The 23,613-nt window shown below is 62.5% G+C and carries 19 protein-coding genes and 1 tRNA gene; 12 read left to right on the top strand and 8 right to left on the bottom strand.

Annotated elements, in window-relative coordinates; genetic code table 11:
* The first annotated feature begins 55 nt into the window (after positions 1-55).
* Genes DNK49_RS20970 through DNK49_RS20950 form a run of 5 tightly spaced genes read left to right on the top strand, consistent with a single transcriptional unit; the run spans position 56 to position 4,628 of the window.
* On the top strand, positions 56-1,072 hold the full coding sequence (locus tag DNK49_RS20970; protein WP_110529480.1) for a zinc-dependent alcohol dehydrogenase: 1,017 nt from the start codon (positions 56-58) through the stop codon (positions 1,070-1,072).
* A 60-nt stretch (positions 1,073-1,132) separates the two neighbouring features.
* The gene (locus tag DNK49_RS20965) at positions 1,133-1,531 is read left to right on the top strand and encodes a 6-pyruvoyl trahydropterin synthase family protein (protein ID WP_110529477.1); all 399 of its coding nucleotides are present in this window, start codon (positions 1,133-1,135) and stop codon (positions 1,529-1,531) included.
* A gap of 22 nt (positions 1,532-1,553) precedes the next feature.
* The gene (locus DNK49_RS20960; RefSeq protein WP_110529474.1) at positions 1,554-2,738 is read left to right on the top strand and encodes a glycosyltransferase family 4 protein; all 1,185 of its coding nucleotides are present in this window, start codon (positions 1,554-1,556) and stop codon (positions 2,736-2,738) included.
* On the top strand, positions 2,735-3,670 hold the full coding sequence (locus DNK49_RS20955; RefSeq protein ID WP_243632466.1) for a class I SAM-dependent methyltransferase: 936 nt from the start codon (positions 2,735-2,737) through the stop codon (positions 3,668-3,670). The genes DNK49_RS20960 and DNK49_RS20955 overlap by 4 nt, the downstream gene beginning before the upstream one ends.
* Positions 3,663-4,628 carry a lysylphosphatidylglycerol synthase transmembrane domain-containing protein gene (locus tag DNK49_RS20950; RefSeq protein ID WP_165843402.1) on the top strand — a complete coding sequence of 322 codons (966 nt, stop codon included), beginning with the start codon at positions 3,663-3,665 and terminating at the stop codon, positions 4,626-4,628. Before DNK49_RS20955 ends, DNK49_RS20950 begins: the two co-directional genes overlap by 8 nt.
* On the opposite strand, the gene DNK49_RS20945 is transcribed toward DNK49_RS20950, so the two are convergent.
* Complete coding sequence (locus tag DNK49_RS20945; RefSeq protein ID WP_110529468.1) at positions 4,629-5,501, bottom strand: RibD family protein; 873 nt, start codon at positions 5,499-5,501, stop codon at positions 4,629-4,631. It lies immediately after the preceding gene.
* Between the two features lie 7 nt (positions 5,502-5,508).
* Entirely contained in the window at positions 5,509-6,339 is an 831-nt protein-coding gene (locus tag DNK49_RS20940) for a creatininase family protein (RefSeq protein ID WP_110529465.1), read from the bottom strand.
* A 268-nt stretch (positions 6,340-6,607) separates the two neighbouring features.
* Here DNK49_RS20940 and DNK49_RS20935 point away from each other — a divergent pair, with 268 nt between their 5' ends.
* Positions 6,608-8,251, top strand: a complete 1,644-nt coding sequence (locus DNK49_RS20935; RefSeq protein WP_133255139.1) for an LTA synthase family protein — start codon at positions 6,608-6,610, stop codon at positions 8,249-8,251.
* 100 nt (positions 8,252-8,351) lie between these two features.
* Here DNK49_RS20935 and nadC read toward each other — a convergent pair whose 3' ends face one another.
* From nadC to DNK49_RS20905, 6 genes are all read right to left on the bottom strand, one after another.
* Complete coding sequence (gene nadC, locus DNK49_RS20930) at positions 8,352-9,197, bottom strand: carboxylating nicotinate-nucleotide diphosphorylase (RefSeq protein ID WP_110529532.1); 846 nt, start codon at positions 9,195-9,197, stop codon at positions 8,352-8,354.
* Between the two features lie 49 nt (positions 9,198-9,246).
* The gene (locus DNK49_RS20925) at positions 9,247-10,140 is read right to left on the bottom strand and encodes a DMT family transporter (RefSeq protein ID WP_110529459.1); all 894 of its coding nucleotides are present in this window, start codon (positions 10,138-10,140) and stop codon (positions 9,247-9,249) included.
* An 85-nt stretch (positions 10,141-10,225) separates the two neighbouring features.
* On the bottom strand, positions 10,226-11,734 hold the full coding sequence (locus DNK49_RS20920) for an NAD(P)H-hydrate dehydratase (protein WP_110529456.1): 1,509 nt from the start codon (positions 11,732-11,734) through the stop codon (positions 10,226-10,228).
* Positions 11,735-11,834: 100 nt separating this feature from the next.
* Positions 11,835-13,361 carry a SpoVR family protein gene (locus tag DNK49_RS20915; protein WP_110529453.1) on the bottom strand — a complete coding sequence of 509 codons (1,527 nt, stop codon included), beginning with the start codon at positions 13,359-13,361 and terminating at the stop codon, positions 11,835-11,837.
* A complete protein-coding gene (locus tag DNK49_RS20910; protein WP_110529450.1) occupies positions 13,358-14,626 on the bottom strand; it encodes a YeaH/YhbH family protein in 1,269 nt (422 codons plus the stop codon). The genes DNK49_RS20915 and DNK49_RS20910 overlap by 4 nt, the downstream gene beginning before the upstream one ends.
* Before the next feature lie 69 nt (positions 14,627-14,695).
* The gene (locus DNK49_RS20905) at positions 14,696-16,618 is read right to left on the bottom strand and encodes a PrkA family serine protein kinase (protein ID WP_110529529.1); all 1,923 of its coding nucleotides are present in this window, start codon (positions 16,616-16,618) and stop codon (positions 14,696-14,698) included.
* 334 nt (positions 16,619-16,952) lie between these two features.
* Between DNK49_RS20905 and tig the strand changes: the two genes are divergently transcribed.
* The 6 genes from tig (at position 16,953) to DNK49_RS20875 (ending at position 23,302) form a co-directional block, all read left to right on the top strand.
* Positions 16,953-18,257: a trigger factor gene (gene tig / locus DNK49_RS20900; protein ID WP_110529447.1), complete on the top strand. Its 1,305-nt coding sequence runs from the start codon at positions 16,953-16,955 to the stop codon at positions 18,255-18,257.
* 18 nt (positions 18,258-18,275) lie between these two features.
* Complete coding sequence (clpP, locus tag DNK49_RS20895) at positions 18,276-18,914, top strand: ATP-dependent Clp endopeptidase proteolytic subunit ClpP (RefSeq protein ID WP_110529444.1); 639 nt, start codon at positions 18,276-18,278, stop codon at positions 18,912-18,914.
* Between the two features lie 17 nt (positions 18,915-18,931).
* Entirely contained in the window at positions 18,932-20,200 is a 1,269-nt protein-coding gene (gene clpX / locus DNK49_RS20890) for an ATP-dependent Clp protease ATP-binding subunit ClpX (RefSeq protein ID WP_110529442.1), read from the top strand.
* Positions 20,201-20,288: 88 nt separating this feature from the next.
* Positions 20,289-22,712, top strand: coding sequence for an endopeptidase La (gene lon, locus DNK49_RS20885; protein WP_110529439.1), 2,424 nt, complete (start codon positions 20,289-20,291; stop codon positions 22,710-22,712).
* A gap of 203 nt (positions 22,713-22,915) precedes the next feature.
* Positions 22,916-23,188, top strand: a complete 273-nt coding sequence (locus tag DNK49_RS20880; protein ID WP_110529436.1) for an HU family DNA-binding protein — start codon at positions 22,916-22,918, stop codon at positions 23,186-23,188.
* 38 nt (positions 23,189-23,226) lie between these two features.
* A tRNA-Val gene (locus tag DNK49_RS20875) sits at positions 23,227-23,302 on the top strand.
* The last annotated feature ends 311 nt before the right edge of the window (positions 23,303-23,613 follow it).

Genomic DNA, 23,613 nt, shown 5'->3' with positions numbered 1-23,613 from the left:
CATACGCTACCAGCTTTCCGGCTTAGGCCGGCAACACGCTCCGGAGTTCAGTGCCTTGAGTCTGACCCATGCTTTCTGGACCCTCGTCCCCGGCCGCGGCGAAATCCGTGCCGAGCCTCTGCCCGAGCCCGGACCCGGTGAGGCCCGGGTGCGAACCTTGTACAGCGGCATCAGCCGTGGTACCGAACGGCTGGTGTTCAATGGGCGCATACCGCCGAGCGAGCATCAGCGCATGCGGGCACCCTTTCAGCAGGGTGACTTTGCCGATGCAGTGAAATACGGTTATGCCAGCGTTGGCGTGGTCGAAGCGCTTGGATCCTGCCTGCCGGGCGAGGGGACGCCGGACCGACTTGGGCGCGAGGTGTTCTGCCTGTTTCCGCACCAGCACCGCTATGTGGTGCCTGTTACGGCGCTGACGCCCTTGCCTGCCGGCTTGCCTGCGGGGCGGGCAGTGCTCGCCGCCAATATGGAGACGGCAGTCAATGCGCTATGGGATGCCTCGCCGGCAGTGGGCGATCGTATCGTGATCGTTGGTGCGGGCGTGGTTGGCTGCCTGGTGGCCTTTCTGTGCGCCCGGATACCGGGCGCCGAGGTCAGTCTGGTTGATGTCGATCCCACGCGTGCCGCCATCGCCCACGCGTTGGGCGTGGATTTCTGCCGGCCTGAAGCCGCGCCGTCGGAATGTGATCTGGTGATCCATGCCAGTGGCCACCCGGCAGGACTGGATACCGCGCTGGGCCTGGCAGGAGCAGAGGCGACCGTGCTGGAGATGAGCTGGTACGGTGCGCAGTCAGTGTGTCTGCCGCTTGGTGAGGCGTTTCATGTACGTCGTCTGAACTTGCGCTCGAGCCAGGTTGGCTCCATTCCGCCGCTGCGCCGGCCGCGCTGGGATTACCGTCGACGCCTGGGGCTGGCGCTTTCCTTGCTGCTGGATACCCGGCTTGATGCGCTGTTCAGTGGTGAGTCGGATTTCTTTCAACTGCCTGCGCAGATGCCGCTCATCCTGGCCGAAGGTGCGTCCACCCTGTGCCACCGTGTGCGTTATCCGTCGACGCCGGACGCGGGTGACTGATGTCTGTCGCGGATCTCCGCCCCTGTTTTTCTTCATTATTCCCCGAACAAGGAAGCCTTCATGTACAGCCTGAATGTTCGCGATCACATCATGATCGCCCACAGTTTTCGCGGTGAAATCTTTGGCCCCGCGCAGCGCGTCCACGGTGCCACCTACGTCGTCGATGTGTGCTTCCAGCGCGAGGATCTGGACGACGATGGCTTGGTGGTGGATATCGGCCGCGCTGGCGAGGTGTTGCGTAGCCTGCTGGCCGACCTCAACTACCGCAATCTGGATGATGAGCCGGCCTTTGCCGGGAAGAACACCACCACCGAGTTCATGGCGCGGGTCATCTTCGAGCGGGTCGCCGCAGCCGTACGGGCAGGGGCGCTTGGCGAAGGCGCGCGCGGTTTGCAGGCCATCAAGGTCTGCCTGCATGAGTCGCACATCGCCTGGGCCAGCTACGAGGGCCGTCTGTGAGCGGAATCCCCAGGTGAGGCCCGTGCTGACGCTGATCGTGCCCGGTGCGCTGAATCAGCGCACCGGTGGCTATCGATACGATGCCAGGCTCCTTGACGGGCTGCGCGCCCGTGGCTGGCAGGTGCAGGTGTGCGAGCTGGACGGTACCTTTCCGCAGGTCGATGAGCAGGCGCGTGCCGCAATGGATGCGGCGTTGCGTGCGCAGCCGGACGGCGCCAGGGTACTGGTTGATGGCCTGGCCCTGGGCGGACTGCCCGAACTCGCGCACAACCATGCCAGCCGCCTTCGTCTGATCGCGCTGGTGCATCACCCGCTCGGAGACGAGACCGGGCTGGATGAGACCCAGGCGGTGGAACTGCATCAGCGCGAGCTCAAGGCCTTACAGGCTGTCCGGCTGGTGATCACCACCAGCGACTTTACCGCACGCCGTCTGCGTACGCTGGCGAGCATCCATGCCCCGGCGATGGGCCTCGTGCAGCGGCAGACGCCGCGCGCATCGTCTGGAGATCGCTCAAGTGCGGGGCCTCGCGCCGGGTCTGACATGGGTGCTGATGCGGGGCTGGATCCGGGGGCTGGACACCCCTCGAGTCCGGGATCCATTCAGGTGCCCATCGCTGTTGTCGAGCCCGGTGTCGAGCCGGCACCCTGCGCCGCTGCCGATCATCAACCGCCCCGTTTGCTGTGCGTCGCGACGCTGACCCGGCGCAAGGGGCATGAGGTGTTGCTGCGGGCCTTGGCCGGCATGGTCGGACTGCAATGGCACCTGAACTGTGTCGGCAGTGCCGAGCGCGACGTCGATCACGCCAACCATTTGCGTTCACTGGTGATGGCATTCGGGCTTGCCGGGCGCGTCGATTTTGTTGGAGAGCTGGACGATGCAGCCCTGACGGCTGCCTATGCCGGGGCCGATGTCTTTGTGTTGCCGTCGTTCTATGAGGGCTATGGCATGGTGATTGACGAAGCCTTGGCTCATGGCCTGCCGATTGTGTCGACCGGAGGCGGGGCGCTGGCGCAGACCGTGCCGGCAGGGGCGGGCCTGCTGGTTCCGCCAGGGGATGTCGATGCCTTGGCCGAGGCCTTGCGCCTTGTGCTGACAGATGGGGCGCTGCGCGCACGACTGAGGGCGGGTGCCCGCCAGCGGCGCATCCATCTGCGCGGCTGGACGCAGGTGGCAGCGGCGTTCGACTCCATCCTGGAGGGGGTATGACTCAGACGGATCACAAGCCGGCACACCGGGCCACCCTTCAGGCCGCCGGGCCGGATCCCGGTCTGGTCTTTGCCGACAGCTGGCTTGCCCTGCGTGCCGAGGCAGATCGGCGGGCGCGGGCTGCAGTGCTCGACAAGCAACTGGCAATGCACCTGCGACGCCGACTGGCGGGCGGACAGACCCTGCTGAACTTGATCGATCTGGGGACGGGCAGTGGGGCCAATGGGGTCTACCTTGCGCCGCGCCTACCCGGGCCTCAGCACTGGCACCTGTTCGATCACGATGCCGCGCTGCTTGCCCGGGCGACGACGCGTGTCGCGTCTGCGGCGGATGAAGCCGGGCGAACGCCGATCGTGTCCAGTCGTTGTGGTGATCTTGCAGATCGTGTCGGCGAGGGCTTTCACGGCATGGATCTGGTGACGGCCTCGGCCTTGATTGATCTGGTGGGAGATCGCTGGTTGCGGCTGCTCGCAGATCAGCTTGCTGCAGCCGGCGCAGCCTTGCTGGTGACCCTGAGCGTCGATGGTGGCTGGCGTTTCCTTGACGCCGGCGGCAGGCCCGTCAGCGATCCGGACGATGACAAGGTGTGCGCCTTGTTCAACGCGCATCAGCGTCGCGACAAGGGGCCGGAGGGGGCCTTGGGTGCGGCGGCGGCGCCCAACCTGGTCCGCCACCTTCAGACGCTTGGGTTGGTGGTGATGACGGCGCCCAGTCCGTGGCGCTTGGCGCTGGACCGCGCGGATGATCGTGCTCTGGCACTGGCCTTGCTGCAAGGCTGGCTGGATGCGGCGATTGAGCAGTCACCCGGCGAGGCCGAGGGGATAAGGCGCTGGGGGGGGCGCCGCCGTGCCTGGATGGAGGTCGGTTCGGGGGGGATTGAAGTCGGTCATGTGGATGTGTTGGCCTTGCCTGCAACGCGCAGCGATGACTGACAGGCTGCGCTTGCGTCTGAGGGCGAGCTTGCGGCTTTTGATCAGCGCTGCGCTATTGCTGGGCCTGGTCTGGCTGCTTGACCCGCTTGAAGTGTGGGCGAGCTGGCAGGCGGCGCGGATTGCACTTGACCCTTGGTGGCTGGCCCCCGCGCTGTTGATGGTGTTGCCGCAGCTTGTGCTGTCCGCATGGCGCTGGCGCTTTACCGCAGGGCGCTTGGGAATGGCCTTGCCGATGCGGCGGGCATTGGGCGAATACTACCTGGCAAGTTTCATCAACCAGGTGCTGCCCGGTGGCGTGGCAGGCGATCTTGGCCGTGCCTGGAGGCACGCGCGCTGGCAGCAGGCCGGCGCTGCGGCCTGGCACGCGGTGCTGATCGAGCGTCTTTCCGGGCAACTGGCCATGATCCTGCTTGCCGTGCTGGGCGTGGCGGCGTCACCGGCGCTGCGCGCGGCAGTGATCGAGCATGGGGTGACGACCAGCGCGGGGAGCGCGTTGCTGCTGCTTGTGCTGCTGGGCGGCGCGGTATGGGGGTGGGCGCGGATGGGTTCCCGCCTGCGGGCCTTCGGGCGGGACTTGAAGCTAGCCCTGATCCAGCCCGATGTGCTGGCGGTGCAGTTGGTGCTCTCCTTGCTGCTGGCAGCGAGCTATGTGCTGGTTTTTGTCTGCTGTGCGCGTGCGATCGGCGTGGCGCGGCCGCTGGCCGAGTTGTTGCCGTTGCTGCCCCCGGTCCTGCTGGCGATGGCCCTGCCCTTGACGATGGCGGGTTGGGGCGTGCGTGAGGGGGCCGCCGCCGGGGTCTGGTTGCTGGCGGGTCTGCCACCCGCGGAGGGGTTGGCGGTGTCGCTTGTCTACGGCGTGGTGGTGCTGCTGTCGAGTGTGCCTGGTGGGCTGCTGTTGTTGCGGCGGGGTGGGGTGCTTGCCGCACAGGCCGGCGAGGCTCTGCCACCTCGGCGCTGATCAGCGCAGCTGGAGATCGAAGATGGTGTCGCGTCCGCAGGCATAGCTGCGACTGACTGGGCGCAGGGCGCTGTCTAAGGTGTCGATGGGGGGAAGGCAGAGTCCCGGGCGACCCGAGCCAATCAGCAGGGGCGCGACCAGCAGGTGCAGACGGTCAAGGCGTCCGGCCTGAACAAAACGCGACAGGGTATCGCCGCCCCCCTCAACCAGGATGCGATGTAGTCCTCGTGCGGCCAAGGTGTCCAGGATGCCCGTCGGCGAGAAGCCCCGACCTTCGAGCGGCAGTACGATGCGCTCCACATGGTGAGCGCAGGCTTGAGCCACGTGGCTTGAGGCGGGAGACTGGATCAGCAGGACCGGTGCGGTGCCGTCATGTAACAGACTCAGGTCCGGACGAATGCGTCCATTCGGGTCGAGTATGACCCGCCGGGGTTGCGGGCCGTCAACGTGGCGCACGGTCAGCAAGGGGTTGTCGGCGTTGGCCGTGCCCACGCCGATCAGCACCGCGTCGACGACGGCGCGCAGGCGATGCAGATGGGTGAGGGCTTCAGGATCGTTGATGTAATGCGAATGCCCCGTTTCGGTGGCGATGCGGCCGTCCAGACTCTGACCCAACTGGCCGATGGTGCGCACTCCGGTGCCTGCGACCAAGGGCAGGAAAAGATCGAACAGTTCGCGGGCCGCGGTGCTGGCCGCGGGCATGGCATGCCAGGTGCCGCCGCGCTCGATCCGCAACACGCAGCCGTCTTCGGTCGTTTCCAGCAGTGGCGTATGCTGCCAATCATGATCGCGCGCCTGCAGGATCCGCCGCCAGGCGGTGTCCGGCCCCAGGAGTGTGTGGGTGAGCGCAGGTTCGGCATGCGGGAAGTTCATCGTCACCTCAGGGTTGTCGGGCTTGGTCTGCCTGCGGACGGGACCCCAGCCATGCCAGGTCGAAGCGGGCGGTGTCGAGGATGAGCTCGGCCAGAACCGCCGCGAAGTGCTCGACCAGGCGGGCGCCGAGGGCCGCGTTGGCGAGGAGCGCATTGCCGGTCACGCCAGCAGGGTTCAGATCTTCGGCCAGCCAGGCAAAACCGGCTTCCCCCTCCGGGCCCAGACGCCTGTCATGATCTGCCAGGGTACAGCCGAGCGAGGACCAGTTTGCCAGTGCGTCGGTGCGGACTTTGGCGGGGGCGAGGTGGAGCATCATCGAGGTTTCGAGCGCACCGCCGTGCAAGCCATGACGCAGCTCCTGTGCCGGAAGGGCATCGGCCGGCGGGGCGAAGCGGAAATAATTGGCACGTACCACCAGCATGTCATGGGTTGCACGCAGGCCCAGCGCGGCCAGGTCCACGACAGCCTTGTTGCCGCCGTGGCTGTTGAACAGGATCAGGCGGCGCACGCCGGCCGCCGCGATACTGCCACCGACCTCGGCAATCACCGCCTGAGCGGTGGTGGGAGACAGGCTCAGTGTGCCGGGGAAATGCGCATGTTCCAGACTGAGCCCGATCGCAAGGGGCGGGAGCAGCAGGGCGTCGATCTCGGCAGGCAGACGGGCGAATGCGGCCTCGGCCAGGCCCATTCCGATATCGAGGTCCGTCGATAGCGGCAGATGGGGACCGTGCTGTTCGATGGCGGCCAGTGGCAGCACGGCAACGGTGGCAGGGCCGACGCGTTGGCGGATGTCTTCGGTGCTCAGATTGGACCAGTAACGGTGTGCGGGCAGGCTCATGACGGGGGGCTCGGGGAACATCGGGGTGTTGGAGGCGTCATTGCACCACGAGTTTCGTTAGAGTGGATAAAGTCCGTGATGGGCCGCATGCCCGGGTTTCGGGCAATCGTGCCGGGGCCGGTGATAGGTGTGGGGTAAGGGATGAGTGGGGTAAGGGATGAGTGGGTCCGTAAGGCGCGCAGATGGGGCGCCATCATCCCGCAGACAGGAGTGTACCTGGAAGTGAGCGTCGCCAATGGGGTCTGAAGGTCGAAGCCGTGCGGCCGCCGTGGTCCAATCTTTGGGTTGGCTTGGCTTTGTACTGGTCGTGATGCTGCTCAACGCCTTGCTCAGTTTTGGCAACGACTGGCCCGGCATCGGGGTGGTGCTGCGGCCGCAACTGGCGCCCGAGGCTTGCGTGCTGGTGCTAGGTCTGGTGGTTTTCGCACACTTGCGCGGGCGGGTACCTGCCAGTATGTGCTCGACATGGGCGGCAGTGTTCGTGCTGTTGGTCTTGGTGCGTTACATCGACGTTACCGTGCCGGCCGTGCTGGGGCGGCCGGTGAACCTGTACTGGGACGGTCGGCATGCGTGGCAGGTGTTGCTGATGGCCTGGTCCGGGCAGTCAGCCGCGCGGGTGCTGTGGACCGGATGTGCGGTGCTGCTCGGGATCGCCGCATTGTTCTTGATCGTACGGTGCTGCGCGGTCTGGATTGGCGGGTTCTCGTCGGTGCGTGGGGGGCGCTTGTGGGCGGTGCTCGCGGGCATGGCCTTGCCGGTGGCGTTCCACATGTGGCAGCCGTGGTTCGATCGCGAGGGGCGACCCTTGTTTGCTGATGCAGCGACCCCGGCAGTCCATCGCGCGGTGCTGCAGTGGCGCGATGCGGTATCCCCGGCGCGCCAGGCCTTGCTGCTGTCGGATAGCCCGGTCGAGGCCTTTGCCCGCGCTGATCTTGCGGCGCTGGGCGGCGGGGACGTGCTTGTGCTCTTTGCCGAAGCCTATGGTGCGATCACGCTGGATGATGGAGATCTGGCCGCGCAGCTGGAAGATGCGCGGGCGGTGCTGGATGCGGCGATACGCCGGGATGGCCGTGAGGTGGTATCGGCACGGGTGGTTTCGCCGACCTTCGGGGGTGGGTCGTGGCTGGCGCATTCGGCGCTTTTGTCGGGCGTGGATACCGCGCCCGCCGGCACCTACGAAACCCTGCTGGCGTCCGACCGACCTACGCTGACCGGCCACTTTGCCCGTCATGGCTATCGCACGGTCGGCTGGATGCCCGGGTTACAGATGCCCTGGCCGGAAGGTGCCTATTACGGCTATGAGCGCATTGCCGATGTCCACACCTTGGGGTATCGCGGACCGGCTTTTGGCTACTGGCGTGTGCCCGATCAGGCGGCAATGGCCTTGCTGCATGTGCAGGAGTTCGATTCAGGGCGTGAGCAGCCGGGTCGGCCGCGGTTTGTGGTCTTTCCTACCGTCTCGTCGCATGCACCGTTCCGGCCCCTTGCACCCTGGGTGGACAACTGGGCGGCACTGGAGCACAGCGATGCCTACGATGCGGCTACGCATGCTGCCGTGCTTGCCGAGCCGGTGTCGTGGTCGGATCCGAGACCGGCGTATGTTGCGTCCATGCGCTACACCCTGACCTGGCTGGCTCAGTACCTCAATGAGCGTGCCTCGCCCGACCTGGTGCTGGTGATTGTTGGCGACCATCAGCCGGTGGGCAGCGTGACGGGGCCGGGGGCAAACTGGGAGGTGCCGGTGCATGTGATCAGTGCCAATGCGCGCCTGAGCCGGACCTTGCGTGAGCGCGGTTTCATCAGGGGTGTGTATCCCGCGGAGACTGCGCTCGGGCCCATGCATGCACTGACCGCGATACTGCTGGAGGCCTTCTCCAAGCTGGATGGTGTGGAGGTTGCCGTGGACGACTGAGCCGGCGCACTCGGCGTTTTCCGGTTCAGGCTGCGGGACTGCGACGGTGCCGGGGCGTGAGACAGGCCTTGCCGGGGCAAGGGTCTGCCCCGGCAAGGGGTCAGGCTTCGATATGGCGCAAGGAGAGATCGAGCGCGCGTACGTCCTTGGTCAGACTGCCGATCGAGATGCGGTCGACGCCGGTTTCTGCAATGGCGCGAACGCGTTCGAGATTGACGCCGCCCGAGGCCTCGAGCAGTGCGCGGCCCGCGGTGATGGAGACGGCTTCGCGCATTTCTTCCAGGCTCATGTTGTCGAGCAGGATCATGCTGACGCCGGCATCGAGCGCTTCGCGCAGTTCGTCGAGGGTTTCGACCTCGACTTCGATGAAGACGTTGGAAGGGGCGATCTCGCGTGCCTGGGCGACGACCTCGCGTATGCCGCCTGCGGCGATGATGTGGTTTTCCTTGATCAGGATACCGTCGTACAGGCCGATACGGTGGTTGACCCCGCCGCCAATCGCAACCGCATACTTTTGTGCCAGCCGCAGGCCGGGCAGCGTCTTGCGGGTGTCGACGATGCTGGCCTGGGTTCCGGAGACGGCATCGACAAAGCGCCGGGTGACGGTGGCCGTACCTGACAGCAACTGAAGGAAGTTGAGTGCAGTACGCTCGGCTGTCAGCAGCACGCGGGCGCGGGCAAAGACCTCGCACAACTGCTGGCCTGCTTCGACCCGGTCACCGTCCTTGACCAGCCAATTGACTGTGGCGGCCGGGCTGAGCGCGGCAAAGGCGGCGTCGAACCAAGCGGTACCGCAGATGATGGCATCCTCGCGGGTGATGACCCGGCCCACGGCCTCGGCCTGGGGCGGAACGAGGCGGGCGGTCAGATCGCCCGTGCCGATGTCCTCGGCCAGGGAGGCGGCGACGGTACGCTGGATTTCGACGCGAAGCTGTTCGGAGAGCATGACGGTGCGTAGTTGGAGGTTGCCGGGAGCGAATTCTAGCATCCGGTGCTCAGACCTTGTGGCGCGGACCTGTGGCTGGCTTGCGACTGTCCAGCGCGATCATCGCCCCGGCGCCGCCAATGGTGAGGATGCCTGCCAGCGCAAGGCCATCCGGCAGGTGGCCAAAGGCAAGCCAGCCAACCAGGGTGGCCCAGATCAGCTGCATGTACAGGATGGGCGAGAGCACCGAGGCCGGTGCACCGCTGAAGGCGCGGATCAGCAGGAAGTGGCCGAGCCCGCCGTAGAGGCCCAGCGAGGCAATCATCAGGCCATCGATCAGGTCGGGCGTCGGTCCACCCCAGATCCAGGGTAGCAGCAGGCTCATCGCCAAGGTGCCGACCAGCGCGGTGTAGAACAGCATCGTAACCGGGCTTTCTGTCGGTGCAAGTTGCTTGGTCAGGATCTGGTAGACGGCATACGACAGTGCTGCGGCAAGGGCAAACAGTACGCCGTCGGTGACCAGTCCACTGCCCGGGCGCGCGATCAGCAGCACACCGACAAAGCCGACGATGACGGCGCCCCAGCGTATCCAGCCGATCTGCTCACCCAGCAACGGCCGCGCGAGCAGGGTGACGATCAACGGCGCGGCAAACACAATGGCAGTGGTTTCGGCCAGCGGCATGCGGGCGAGCGCGGCCATGCCGAAGAAGGTCGTGCCGAGCAGGCACACGGCACGGATGATCTGGCGTGAGGGCCGGCGGGTATTGACCAGACGCATGCGCATCGAGGGTGCCAGGAAGACCATCATCAGCACGAAGTGCACCGCGTAGCGCGCCCACACCAGCATGGGGACCGGGTAGGTCTGGCCAAGGTGCTTCGCGGTGGCATCGAGCAGCACGAAAAGGAATAAGGCGCCCGACAGCAGCAGGATGCTGCGGGCGACCCCGGGGGTGACTTCAGGCATGAGGGTTCCGGTGCGAAAGGCGTGTGGAGGAGGCGTTGTGGACGGTGGTGGACGACGGGTGCGCCAGGCGATATCCGGGCCGGGCTCAGTGCGTGCCGCGCTGAGCCTCGACCATCCAGCCGTTGAAGACCCCCCGCGCAGCATCGACGACTTCTCCAGCAGTCAGTCCGATCGGGCCGATGCCTTCCCGCGCCAGCCGGTCGGCAGCTGCACCGTGCAGGTGTACCGCGGCAATCAGGGCGGATTCTGGTGGCCAGCCCTGAGCCAGCAGGCTGGTGACGAGCCCGGTCAGCACGTCGCCCATGCCTGCCGTGGCCATGCCCGGATGCCCCGTGGTGTTGACGAACCAGCGCCCGTCGGGTGTGGCGATCAGACTGCCGCAGCCCTTCAGCACGACGAGGGCATGATAGCGGCGGGCAAGGTCGAGCGCGGCGGCGAGACGGTCATGCTGGACCTGGGCCGTGGTGGACGACAGCAGCCGGCCAGCCTCAGCGGGGTGGGGGGTCATCAGCGTGGGCGCTTTGCGTACCGCCAGCGCGCTGCCCAGGGCGGTTTTCTGCGCGACCAGGTTGAGCGCGTCGGCATCGAGCACCAGTGGGATCTCGCGTTCGATGGCCGCCGTCAACAGTTCGAGTGCCATCGCGCTGGTGCCCAGGCCGGGTCCGACGGCGAGGGCCGACAGTGACTCGGGCAGCGCATCGGCAGGCCTCAACATCATCTCGGGATAACGGCTATCGACCGTGGGTGCGTCCTTGTCCAGCAATCCGCCATACACCCGGCCAGCGCCCAGCCATAGTGCGGCGCGTGCGGCCAGCAGTGCAGCACCGGCCATGCCGCGATCGCCGCCGAGGATGCCGACATCCCCATAGATGCCTTTGTGGGCATTGCGCGGGCGTGGTACCAGGCGATCGCGAAACATGCTGGGGCGGATGCATTGCCCCTTGGCGGGCACCCAGGCAGGCGCGTCGATGTCGATGCGTTGCACCGAGATTTCACCGCAATGATCCGGTCCATCCAGCGTCAGCAGGCCTGGTTTGAGGGCGATGAAGGTGGTGGTGTGGGTGGCGCGGAAGCAGGTGCCCAGCGGCTTGCCGGTATCGGCGTCGAGTCCGCTCGGGACGTCCAGCGCCATTCGTGGCGCGCGCTGGGCGTTCATCGTGGTGATCCAGGTCGCGTAGCGACCTTCGATCGGCCGTCTGAGGCCGATGCCGAACAGGGCGTCGACGACCAGCGCCCAGCCATTGGCGGGTGCCGCAGGCAGATCGGAAACCGTGCCACCACCGGCATGGATGAAATCGGTATAGGCCTTTGCTGCTTCGGGCGGGAGTTCGCCCGGATCATCGGCAAAGGCGACGATCACCTCGCGGCCGGCCTGTCGCAGCTGGCGCGCCATGACCAGCCCGTCGCCGCCGTTATTGCCGGGGCCGCAGGCAATGAGGATGGGCCCGGGGCGGTCCATGATCAGGCGTACCGCATCTTCGGCCGCCGCTCGTCCGGCGCGCTCCATCAGCGGCGGACGGGCACTCGGGATGAGCTTGCGCTCGATCTCGCGGATGCCGGAGACGGGGTAGATCGGTTGGGCGGGAGTGAACATGTGGGGCCGCTCGTGCTGGGGAAGCCCCGATTCTAAGTTCTGAACGCCGTAATGCGGCGCATTTTTGCACCGCGGGCTGCACTGACGGGTGGGCCCGGTTTCAGTCGCGTGTCTTGCGCTTCTCCAGCCGAGTCTCGTTGATGAGTTCCACCGTGCCCTGTTCGTCGACCGACTCCAGACGGACGGTAAAGCCCCAGAGCCGGGCGATGTGCTTCATGACCTCGGTGGTGGTGTCGCCGAGCGGTCGCTTGCGCCAGGCCTGGTGGCGCAGCGTCAGCGAACGATCGCCGCGCAGGTCGACGTTCCACACCTGGATGTTGGGTTCGCGACTGCCTAGGTTGTAGTGCTCGGACAGGATCTCGCGTACCCGGCGGAAGCCGGAATCGTCGTGGATTGCCGAGACCTTCAGGTTCTGCTCGTGTTCGTCATCGAGAATGGCGAACATGCGGAAGTCGCGCATGACCTTGGGCGACAGGTACTGGGCGATGAAGCTCTCGTCCTTGAAGTTGCGCATGGCAAAATCGAAGGTGTCCTGCCAGTCACTGCCGGCAATCTCGGGAAACCACTCGCGATCTTCGTCGGTCGGGTTCTCGCAGATGCGGCGGATGTCCGTCCACATTGCAAAGCCGAGCGCATAGGGGTTGATGCCGTTGTACCAGCGCACGTTGTAGGGGGGTTGGTAGACCACATTGGTGTGTGACTGGAGAAACTCGAGCATGAAACTGTCAGAGAGCAGGCCCTCATCGTACAAGGTGTTGAGCAAGGTGTAGTGCCAGTAGGTGGCCCAGCCCTCGTTCATGACCTGGGTCTGACGTTGCGGGAAGAAGTACTGCGCAATCTTGCGCACGATACGGACGATTTCGCGCTGCCAGGGGTCGAGCAGTGGGGCATTCTTCTCGATGAAATAGAGCAGGTTCTCTTCCGGTTCGTCCGGGAAGCGGCTTTCCTGCGCAGCGCCTCCGCGGGCTTCGTGCACCGGCAGTGTGCGCCACAGGTCGTTGACCTGGGTCTGCAGGTACTCCTCGCGTTCTTGCTGGCGCATCTTTTCCTTGGCCAGCGATAGCTTGGGGGGGCGACGGTAGCGGTCGACACCCAGGCTCATCAGCGCGTGGCAGGAGTCGAGCAGCAGTTCGACGTCTTCTTCGCCATAGCGCTCTTCGCAGCGGGCAATGTAGTTGCGTGCAAAGATCAGGTAATCAATGATCGCGTCGGCATTGGTCCAGGTGCGGAACAGGTAGTTGCCCTTGAAGAAGCTGTTGTGACCATAGGCGGCGTGGGCAATGACCAGCCCCTGCATCGGCAGGGTGTTTTCCTCCATCAGATAGGCGATGCAGGGGTTGGAGTTGATGACGATCTCGTAGGCCAGCCCCATCTGCCCTCGCCGGTAACCTTTTTCAGTGGACAGGAAATGCTTGCCGAACGACCAGTGGTGGTAGTTGACTGGCATGCCAACGGAGGCGTAAGCATCCATCATCTGTTCGGCAGTGATGATCTCGATCTGTACCGGATAGGTGTCGAGCTTGTAGGCGGCTGCGACACGGGCAATTTCGGCGTGGTAGCGGTCGATGCTCTCGAACGACCATTCCGATCCGGAGGGCAGGGGCTGGGGCTTGAGGTCGCGTTTCATGCGAGGCTCTTCTTGAACAGTTCGCGGAACACCGGATAGATGTCAGCCGGTGACTCGATGCGCTGCATGGCAAAGCTGGGACTGGTGCCGATCAGCTTGGTGTATTCGCGCCACAGGTTCTGCGGTTCGCCCGGCGTGATCTCGATGTAGGCGAAGTACTGGCACCAGGGCAGGATTTCGCTGGAAAGTATGTCCCGGCAGATGGGCGAATCGTTGTCCCAGTTGTCGCCGTCGGAGGCCTGCGCCCCATATATGTTCCATTGGCCGCCCGCGTAGCGTTCGCGGATGATGTCCCGCATCAGCACCAGGGCGCTGGACACCACGGTGCCACCGGACTCCCGCGAGTGGAAGAACTCGTCCTCGTCGGTTTCCTTGGCGACGGTGTGGTGGCGGATGAACACCACCTCGATGTGCTCGTAAGTGCGGTTCAGGAACAGGTAGAGCAGCATGAAGAAACGCTTGGCGGTGGATTTCTTTTCCTCGTCCATGGATCCGGAAACATCCATCACGCAGAACATCACCGCCTGGGTGGTCGGCAAGGGAATCTTCACCCGGTTGTTGTAGCGCAGATCAAAGCTGTCGATGAAGGGAATGGCGTCGATCTTGGCGCGCAGGCGGCCGAGTTCGTCGCGGAGTTGGCGAACTTCGTCGCTGTCCTCGCCATGGATGGCGATGGCTTCATCCACGGCCTGCTGCAGTTCGCGCAGGCGGGCACTGTAGGGCGAGCCAAGTGCCAGGCGGCGACCCAGCGCGCTGCGCATCGAGCGGACGATATTGATGTTGGCCGGCACCCCGGTCGAGGTAAAGCCGGCGCGCTGGGTCTTGAAATCTGTGACCCGGGCCAACTGGGTGCGGACGAGGTTGGGCAAGGCGAGGTCGTCAAAGAAAATGTCGAGAAACTCCTCGCGCGACAGCTGGAAGACGAAATCGTCCTCGCTTTCGCCGTCCTTGCTCGCCTTGCCCCCACCGCCGCCGCCTCCACCACCGCTTTGCGGGCGCTTGACCTGATCGCCAGTGCTGAACTGGTCGTTGCCGGGAAACACCTGTTCCCAGATGCCACCCTTGCCATGCTGGAAGTGAGGTTCGGACAGGTCCTTGGCAGGAATCGACACGCTCTCGCCATTGTCGAGGTCGCGGATCGAGCGCCCCTGGATTGCGTCGGACACCGCACGGCGAATCTGCTGCTTGAAACGGCGCACGAAGCGCTGGCGGTTTACCGCACTCTTGTTCTTGCTGTCGAAACGCCGATCGATGATCCGGACCATACCTTCCTCCAGGTTTGCCATTCCCGGCCCACTACCTGTCGTTGTGGGTAGGGCACGGCACTGAGGTCATCAGGATGATTTGCGCACGCGCAGATACCATTCGCACAGCAGGCGGACCTGCTTCTCGGTGTAGCCTTTGTCGATCATGCGGTTGACGAAGTCCTGATGCTTCTTCTGCTCATCGGCGCTGGCCTTGGCATTGAAGCTGATCACCGGCAGCAGGTCTTCGGTATTGGAGAACATCTTCTTCTCGATGACGGCACGCAGCTTCTCGTAGGAGGTCCAGCTTGGGTTGCGGCCTTCGTTCTTGGCCCGGGCCCGCAGCACGAAGTTGACGACTTCGTTGCGGAAGTCCTTCGGGTTGCTGATGCCAGCCGGTTTTTCGATCTTCTCAAGCTCTTCGTTCAATGCCGAGCGGTCGAGGATCTCGCCGGTGTTCGGGTCGCGGAACTCCTGATCCTGAATCCAGAAATCGGCATAGATGACATAACGGTCGAAGATGTTCTGGCCGTACTCGGAATAGCTTTCGAGATAGGCGGTCTGGATCTCCTTGCCGATGAATTCGGCGTAGCGCGGTGCAAGGTATTCCTTGATGAAGGCCAGGTAGCGAGCCTCGGTTTCGGGGGGGTACTGCTCCTGGCCGATCTGTTGCTCGAGCACATACATCAGGTGCACAGGGTTGGCTGCGACTTCGCGGTGGTCGAAGTTGAACACGCGTGATAGCACCTTGAAGGCGAACCGGGTAGAGAGTCCGGTCATGCCTTCGTCGACGCCGGCGTAGTCGCGGTATTCCTGGTAGCTCTTGGCCTTGGGGTCGGTGTCCTTGAGGTTCTCGCCGTCGTAGACCCGCATCTTGGAGAAGATGCTGGAGTTCTCGGGCTCTTTCAGCCGCGACAGCACCGAGAACTGCGCCAGCATTTTCAGTGTGTCGGGCGCGCAAGGCGCTTCGGACAGCGAGCTATGCACAAGCAGCTTCTCGTAGATGCGGATCTCGTCCGACATCCGCAGGCAGTAGGGCACCTTGACCGTGTAGATGCGATCCAGGAAGGCCTCGTTGTTCTTGTTGTTCTTGAACGCGACCCACTCGGACTCGTTCGAGTGTGCCATCACGATGCCATCGAACGGAATCGCCCCGAAGCCCTCGGTACCCTTGTAGTTACCCTCCTGAGTGGCGGTCAGCAGCGGATGCAGGACCTTGATCGGTGCCTTGAACATCTCGACGAACTCAAGCAGACCGCGGTTTGCCAGGCACAGACCGCCGGAGTAGCTGTAGGCGTCGGGATCGTTCTGCGAATATTGCTCAAGCTTGCGGATGTCGATCTTGCCGACCAGCGAGGAAATATCCTGGTTGTTCTCGTCGCCTGGCTCGGTCTTGGCGACGGCAACCTGACGCAGCACCGACGGCGTCAGCTTGACTACGCGGAACCGGGTGATGTCGCCGTTGAATTCATGAAGGCGCTTTACGGCCCAGGGCGACATGATGGTGCCGAGGTAACGGCGGGGAATGCCGTAGTCGTCTTCAAGGATATGACCGTCCTCAAGGGCGTTGAACAATCCCAAAGGGGACTCGTTGACCGGCGAACCCTTGATGGCATAGAAGGGCACGCGCTCAATCAGGGATTTCAGTTTTTCGGCGAGCGACGACTTGCCGCCGCCGACGGGGCCGAGGAGGTAGAGGATCTGTTTCTTTTCCTCCAGTCCCTGTGCCGCATGTCGGAAGTACGACACGATGTGCTCGATGACTTCCTCCATGCCGTAGAAGTCACGAAAGGCCGGGTAGAGCTTTAGAACCTTGTTGGAAAAGATCCGTGACAGGCGCGGATCGAGGCGGGTATCGACCAGCTCCGGTTCGCCGATCGCCATCAGCATCCGCTCTGCAGCGGTGGCGTAGGCCGCGCGATCCTGCTTGCACAGGTCCAGGTATTCCTGGATCGACATTTCGTCTTCGCGGGCGGCTTCGAAGCGGGCCTGGTAGGCGTTGAAGATGCTCATCATGACGTCTCCTGCTCGTTCGGGCCTGATGACCCGGTTTCAGTTTCGTCGATCACATCAATGCATCATCGGCAGTTGTGCTGTCTCTGATACAAAGCCATTCTCCCCCTTGAGAGGCGGTCGTTGCGATGGAGTTCCATCACGCGCCGTGCATTTTTTCACCCTCTGTCGTGCATTCTGCGCCGTCAGAGGCGCTGGAAGGAAGGCCCGGGCCCTGTGCTAGAATCAATGTTTGATTTTTTCGCCCATGTTGCACATGGCCGGTTTTTTGCTAGGGACTACCTGGGTAAAACGGTCGTGTCGGCAGTATTTTTGACTTGTCAGGATCGATTTAATGCAGACCAACCAGGAAACCACCAGCGCGCTGGAGCGCCGCATCGACATGGCCGTCACCATGGCGGACATCAACAAGGAAGTCGAGGCGCGCCTGAAGAAGATGGCCCGCACGGTGAAAATGCCCGGCTTCCGTCCGGGCAAGGTGCCGATGAAGATCGTCGCCCAGACCTACGAGCCGCAAGCCCGCTCCGAAGCGATCGGCGCTGCAGTGGAGAAGGCCTTTGGTGAAGCGGTGCGTAGCCAGAATCTGCGCGTTGCCGGCTACCCGCGCATCGAGCCCAAGGAAGGCTCCAATGCCGAGCAGCTTGAATTCAGCGCCGTGTTCGAGGTCTATCCCGATGTGGCCCTGGGTGATCTGTCGGCGCAGGAGATCGAGCGCCCAGTGCTCGAAGTCGGCGATGCCGAAGTGGACAAGACGATCGAAGTGCTGCGCAAGCAGCGTACGACTTTCGATGTGGCCGAGCGTGCAGCGGCAGAAGGCGATCGCGTGGTGATCGACTTTGCGGGTCGTCAGGATGGCGAGCTGTTCGAAGGCGGTCAGGCACAGGATTTCCCGTTCGTGATCGGTGCGGGTTCGATGCTGAAGGATTTCGAAGCGGCGGTGACCGGTCTGGCTGCAGGTGAGTCCAAGACCTTCGATATGACCTTCCCTGAGGACTATCACGCGGCGCACCTGGCCGGCAAGACGGTGCAGTTCGAAGTGACGGTGAAGAAGGTCGAGGCGCCGAAGCTGCCTGAAGTCGATGCCGACTTTGCCAAGGCGCTCGGCGTGGCCGACGGTGATGTCGCCAAGCTGCGTGACGAAGTCAAGACCAACCTGAGCCGTGAAGTGAAGCGCCGCATTCAGGCCAAGGTCAAGGAGCAGGTCATGGAAGCGCTGTTGACGGTGACGCCGATCGAAGTGCCGAAGGCGCTGGTCGAAGCCGAGTCGCGTCAGCTGGCTGAAAACGCCAAGCGCGATCTGGAAATGCGCGGCATGCAGACCAAGGACATCCCGGTCGAGCCGGCCTGGTTCGCCGATCAGGCCGTGCGCCGGGTCAAGCTGGGCCTGATCATGGCTGAACTGGTCAAGGCACAAGAGTTGCATGCAAAGCCGGAGCAGGTACGTACCCTGGTCGACGAGATGGCTCAGAGTTACGAGGATCCGTCTGAACTGGTACGCTGGTATTACGCACAGCCCGAGCGGCTGGCGCAAGCCGAAGCGGTCGTGATCGAGGACAACGTGGTGAGCTGGGTCGTGTCGCAAGCCCAGACCACGGAAAAATCGGTCGAATTCGATGAATTGATGGGAAATGCAGCTTAACGCTACGGAAGGCTCACGATGAACTACGGAACACCACAGCACCAAAGCGCATGGGAGCCGGTCGGTCTCGGCCTGATCCCGATGGTCGTCGAACAAAGCGGCCGCGGCGAACGTTCTTATGACATCTACTCGCGTCTGCTCAAGGAGCGTGTGGTGTTCCTCGTGGGACCGGTGAACGATGTCACCGCAAATCTGATCGTGGCCCAGTTGCTGTTCCTGGAGTCCGAAAATCCGGACAAGGACATCTACTTCTACATCAATTCGCCGGGTGGCTCGGTGACCGCAGGCATGGCGATCTACGACACCATGCAGTTCATCAAGCCCAATGTCAGCACCCTGTGCATTGGGCAGGCGGCCAGCATGGGGGCTTTTCTGCTGGCGGCTGGAGAAAAGGGCAAGCGCTTCGCGCTGCCCAACTCCCGCGTCATGATCCACCAGCCGCTGGGGGGCTTCCAGGGGCAGGCGTCGGACATCGAGATTCACGCCCGCGAGATCCTTTATCTGCGCGAGCGCCTCAACGGCATGCTGGCGCATCACACTGGCCAGTCGATCGAGCAGATCGAAAAAGATACCGATCGTGATAACTTCATGGCGGCTGCCGCTGCCAAGGAATACGGTCTCATCGACAAGGTGCTGACCAGCCGCGCCGATACCTGAAACAGGAGAGCCAGAACATGTCGGAAAAGAAGACGGGCGGCGAAAAGCTGCTTTACTGCTCGTTTTGTGGCAAGAGCCAGCACGAAGTGCGCAAGCTCATTGCCGGCCCGTCCGTTTTCATTTGCGACGAGTGCATCGAGCTGTGCAACGACATCATTCGCGAAGAGGTTGCGGGCGATACGGGTGGGGAGAGCGTCAAGGGGCAGTTGCCCACGCCGCAGGAAATCTGCGCCATCCTCGATCAGTATGTGATTGGTCAGTCCAAGGCAAAGCGCAGCCTGTCGGTGGCGGTGTACAACCACTACAAGCGCTTGCGCCATCTGGGTGACAGCAAGGACGATGTCGAGCTCTCCAAGAGCAACATTTTGCTGATCGGTCCTACCGGTTCGGGCAAGACCCTTTTGGCCCAGACGCTTGCGCGCCTGCTCAATGTGCCCTTCGTGATGGCGGATGCGACAACGCTGACCGAAGCAGGTTATGTTGGCGAGGATGTCGAGAACATCATCCAGAAGCTGCTGCAGAAGTGTGACTACGATGTCGAGAAGGCGCAGCAGGGTATCGTCTATATCGATGAGATCGACAAGATTTCGCGCAAGGCGGATAACCCCTCCATTACCCGTGACGTATCCGGTGAGGGGGTTCAGCAGGCCTTGCTGAAGCTGGTCGAAGGCACGATCGCGTCCATCCCGCCGCAGGGGGGGCGAAAGCACCCGAACCAGGATTTCATCCAGGTGGATACCACTAACGTGCTGTTCATCTGCGGTGGCGCTTTTGACGGCCTCGACAAGGTCATCCGCAACCGTACCGAAAAAGTCGGGATCGGTTTTGGTGCCGAGGTCAAGAGCAAGGAAAACAAGAGCCTGACTGAGACGTTCCGCCAAGTCGAGCCTGAAGATCTGATCAAGTTTGGTCTGATCCCCGAGTTGATCGGACGTCTGCCCGTCGTTGCGACCTTGCAGGAACTGGATGAGGAGGCCTTGATCCAGATCCTCGTCGAGCCCAAGAACGCGCTGGTCAAGCAGTACCAGAAGCTGTTCTCGATGGAAGGCGTCGAGCTGGAAATCCGCCAGGCTGCCCTGCATGCGGTGGCTCGAAAGGCGATCCGCCGGAAGACTGGCGCTCGTGGCCTGCGTTCCATCCTTGAGGTTGCGCTGCTCGACATCATGTATGACCTGCCCGCACTGGATGGTGTTGCCAAGGTCGTGGTGGATGAGAACACCATCGAAGAAGGCGCCAAGCCGCTGCTGATCTATGCCGATCAGCAGAAGGTGTCTGGTTCGAACTGAACTACCGCGCAGTGCGCGATTTCCCGCCACTTGAATTCCCGGGTCACGCCCGCATATGGGTGTGACCCCTATCGGAAGGACAAAGAATATGTCGGGCCCTGCTGACCTACCCAACGAACAACTGGAACTACCGTTACTGCCGCTGCGCGATGTGGTGGTGTTCCCGCATATGGTCATCCCCCTCTTCGTAGGGCGGCCCAAGTCGATCAAAGCGCTCGAGAACGCGATGGAAGCGGGCAAGAGCATCTTGCTGGTGGCGCAGAAATCCGCTGCCAAGGATGAACCCGCGATCGAGGATCTTTACGATATTGGCTGTGTCGCCAATATTCTGCAGATGCTCAAGTTGCCGGACGGCACGATCAAGGTGCTGGTTGAGGGCTTGCAGCGCGCGCGCATCGACTCGGTGGAGGATCTGCGCCAGCTATTCGTTGCCAAGGCAACGCCTGTCCCGCTGGCCGAGGTCGATAATCACGAGGTCGAGGCCATGCGTCGGGCGATCATCGCCCAGTTCGACCAGTACGTGAAATTGAACAAGAAGATTCCGCCGGAGATTCTGACTTCGCTGGCGGGTATCGACGAGCCGGGTCGTCTGGCCGACACCATTGCTGCGCACCTGCCGCTCAAACTGGAGCAAAAGCAGGAAGTGCTGGAGATGTTCGATATCAACGAACGTCTTGACAAGCTGTTGTCCCAACTCGAAACCGAGCTCGACATCCTGCAGGTCGAAAAGCGCATCCGGGGTCGCGTCAAGCGGCAGATGGAGAAAAGCCAGCGCGAGTACTATCTCAACGAGCAGGTCAAGGCTATTCAGAAAGAGCTCGGGGAAGGCGAGGAGGGTGCCGATCTCGAGGAGATGGACAAGAAGATCAAGGCTGCAGGCATGCCCAAGGATGCACTCGCCAAGGCCTTGTCCGAGTTGAAAAAACTCAAGCTGATGTCGCCGATGTCAGCAGAAGCAACAGTGGTGCGTAACTACATCGACACCCTCATCGGCTTGCCGTGGAAGAAGAAGTCGCGTGTCAGCAAGGATCTGTCCGAAGCCGAAAAGGTTCTGGATAAGGATCACTACGGTCTCGAGCGTGTCAAGGAACGCATCCTCGAATATCTTGCGGTCCAGCAACGTGTCGACAAGGTCAAGGCGCCGATTCTTTGCCTGGTCGGACCTCCGGGGGTGGGCAAGACCTCACTCGGTCAGTCAATCGCCAAGGCAACCAATCGCAAGTTCGTGCGCATGGCGCTGGGTGGAGTACGGGACGAGGCCGAGATTCGTGGTCATCGCAGGACTTACATCGGCTCGATGCCGGGCAAGATCCTGCAGAACATGAGCAAGGTTGGTTATCGTAACCCGCTGTTCCTGCTCGACGAGGTCGATAAGCTCGGTCAGGACTTCCGTGGTGATCCGTCGTCCGCGTTGCTCGAGGTGCTGGACCCGGAGCAGAATCACACCTTCCAGGATCATTACGTTGAGGTGGATTTCGACCTGTCGGACGTGATGTTCGTGGCGACGGCAAACACGCTGAACATTCCTGCTCCGTTGCTCGATCGCATGGAAGTGATTCGTCTGTCGGGTTACACCGAAGATGAAAAGGTGAACATCGCTCAACGCTATCTGCTGCCCAAGCAGATGAAGAACAACGGGCTGAAATCCGAAGAGCTCACGGTGACCGAAGAGGCCTTGCGCGATGTCTGCCGCTACTACACCCGTGAAGCGGGCGTGCGCAGCATGGAACGTGAGGTCTCCAAGATCTGCCGTAAGGTCGTGAAGTCGCTGGTGCTCAAACCACGTAATTCCAAGATCGTGGTCAATGCCAAGAATCTCGACAAGTATCTCGGCGTCCGCAAGTACAGCTTCGGTGTGGCCGAAAAGCAGAATCAGGTCGGGCAGGTGACGGGGTTGGCTTGGACGGAAGTCGGTGGTGAGTTGCTGACTGTCGAGGCGGTCGTTCTGCCCGGCAAGGGCAAGGTCATGACGACTGGCAAGCTTGGTGAGGTGATGCAGGAGTCGATTCAGGCCGCGCTGTCTGTCGTGCGCAAACGTGCGCGCTCGCTGGGTATCGAGGATGACTTCTATCAGAAAAGCGACATCCACATTCACTTGCCGGAAGGCGCCATCCCTAAAGATGGTCCCTCTGCAGGCAGCGCGATCACGACCGCGCTGGTCTCGGTATTGTCGGGAATCCCGGTTTGCTGCGACGTGGCCATGACTGGTGAGATCACGCTTCGTGGCGAGGTGTTGCCGATTGGTGGGCTGAAGGAAAAGCTTCTTGCCGCAGTCAGGGGCGGGATTGCGCGGGCCTTGATTCCGGAAGAAAACGTCAAGGATCTGGCGGAAATCCCTGACAACATCAAGAACGCCATCGAGATCATTCCGGTCAAGTGGATCGATCAGGTTCTGGAGTTGGCCCTGGAGCGTAAGCCCGTGCCATTGCCTGACATCGCGGAGTCGGCGGCTGCTGCCGTTGGTGCTGAAGACAGCACTAAGGGCGCCGGTACCAAAGGTTTGGCACACTAGGTTTCTGCTTCCCCTCTTGTCTTGGGTGTCGGGCGATACGTGGATATTTCTTAAGTACCGCGTTTCGTCTTGACACTCGGGAATTCACCGCGCTATAAAGACCACGAGTTGAGCAGCATGACAGAGATGGTTCGGAATCCCGCGCCGTTTCTGGGTTTGGCCGGGTTTTTCTGACGCGATCCACATTATGAGGGGGGCTGGAAGTGAACAAATCCGAACTGATCGATGCCATCGCCAAAAACGCTGAAATTTCCAAGGCAGCAGCAGGAAAGGCGTTGGATGCAACCATCGAATCTGTCAAGCAGGCGCTTAAGCTGGAAGATACCGTAACCTTGGTGGGGTTTGGTACTTTCTATGTAGGGGATCGCGCAGCTCGAACAGGGCGTAATCCGCGAACAGGCAAGAACATCAAGATCAAGGCAGCAAAGGTCCCGAAATTCAGGGCTGGTAAAGGCCTTAAAGATGCAGTAAACTAGCGGACTTTCCTGAGCACACAGCATCTACGCTGTTGCGCGGGTGCTTAGCTCAGTTGGTAGAGCGTCGCCCTTACAAGGCGAATGTCGGCGGTTCGAGCCCGTCAGCACCCACCAAATTCCAAAGCCCGGCTCAATGCCGGGCTTTGTTCGTTTATGCCGTGTTCGCGTTGCTTTCTTCGGGTGCTGCCTGCTTTGCCAGGAGTAAGTCCAGCAGCCTCTCTCGGTAGAACAGGTGTGGCTCTGTGTTGGTACTCGGATCAGTTCCTTGCCTGAGTGCATCGTTTGATGCAGGCCTGTCTCTGAGCAAGCTGAAGCCTCTGGGTGGCATGTTGCAGGGTGAGGACTATGAGTTGCGTGTGTTTCAGGTGGTGTAAGTAGGATTTCTGGTTTTTTTGATTTTCTACTTGCAAGATTCTCTGGGGTGT

Source organism: Parazoarcus communis SWub3 = DSM 12120, assembly GCF_003226565.1.
Classification (GTDB): Bacteria; Pseudomonadota; Gammaproteobacteria; order Burkholderiales; family Rhodocyclaceae; genus Parazoarcus; species Parazoarcus communis.
Note: the sequence above shows the minus strand (reverse complement) of the source record. Positions and strands in the feature narration are given on the sequence as shown.

Bases quoted from the DNA above. Each gene is read 5' to 3' on its own strand.
- DNK49_RS20910 (WP_110529450.1), bottom strand. From the start codon at position 14,626: ATGGTCCGGATCATCGATCGGCGTTTCGACAGCAAGAACAAGAGTGCG.
- clpP (WP_110529444.1), top strand. From the start codon at position 18,276: ATGAACTACGGAACACCACAGCACCAAAGCGCATGGGAGCCGGTCGGT.
- DNK49_RS20915 (WP_110529453.1), bottom strand. From the start codon at position 13,361: ATGAAACGCGACCTCAAGCCCCAGCCCCTGCCCTCCGGATCGGAATGG.
- nadC (WP_110529532.1), bottom strand. From the start codon at position 9,197: ATGCTCTCCGAACAGCTTCGCGTCGAAATCCAGCGTACCGTCGCCGCC.
- DNK49_RS20945 (WP_110529468.1), bottom strand. From the start codon at position 5,501: ATGAACTTCCCGCATGCCGAACCTGCGCTCACCCACACACTCCTGGGG.
- tig (WP_110529447.1), top strand. From the start codon at position 16,953: ATGCAGACCAACCAGGAAACCACCAGCGCGCTGGAGCGCCGCATCGAC.
- DNK49_RS20940 (WP_110529465.1), bottom strand. From the start codon at position 6,339: ATGAGCCTGCCCGCACACCGTTACTGGTCCAATCTGAGCACCGAAGAC.
- DNK49_RS20955 (WP_243632466.1), top strand. From the start codon at position 2,735: ATGACTCAGACGGATCACAAGCCGGCACACCGGGCCACCCTTCAGGCC.
- clpX (WP_110529442.1), top strand. From the start codon at position 18,932: ATGTCGGAAAAGAAGACGGGCGGCGAAAAGCTGCTTTACTGCTCGTTT.
- lon (WP_110529439.1), top strand. From the start codon at position 20,289: ATGTCGGGCCCTGCTGACCTACCCAACGAACAACTGGAACTACCGTTA.
- DNK49_RS20920 (WP_110529456.1), bottom strand. From the start codon at position 11,734: ATGTTCACTCCCGCCCAACCGATCTACCCCGTCTCCGGCATCCGCGAG.
- DNK49_RS20950 (WP_165843402.1), top strand. From the start codon at position 3,663: ATGACTGACAGGCTGCGCTTGCGTCTGAGGGCGAGCTTGCGGCTTTTG.
- DNK49_RS20925 (WP_110529459.1), bottom strand. From the start codon at position 10,140: ATGCCTGAAGTCACCCCCGGGGTCGCCCGCAGCATCCTGCTGCTGTCG.
- DNK49_RS20905 (WP_110529529.1), bottom strand. From the start codon at position 16,618: ATGAGCATCTTCAACGCCTACCAGGCCCGCTTCGAAGCCGCCCGCGAA.
- DNK49_RS20965 (WP_110529477.1), top strand. From the start codon at position 1,133: ATGTACAGCCTGAATGTTCGCGATCACATCATGATCGCCCACAGTTTT.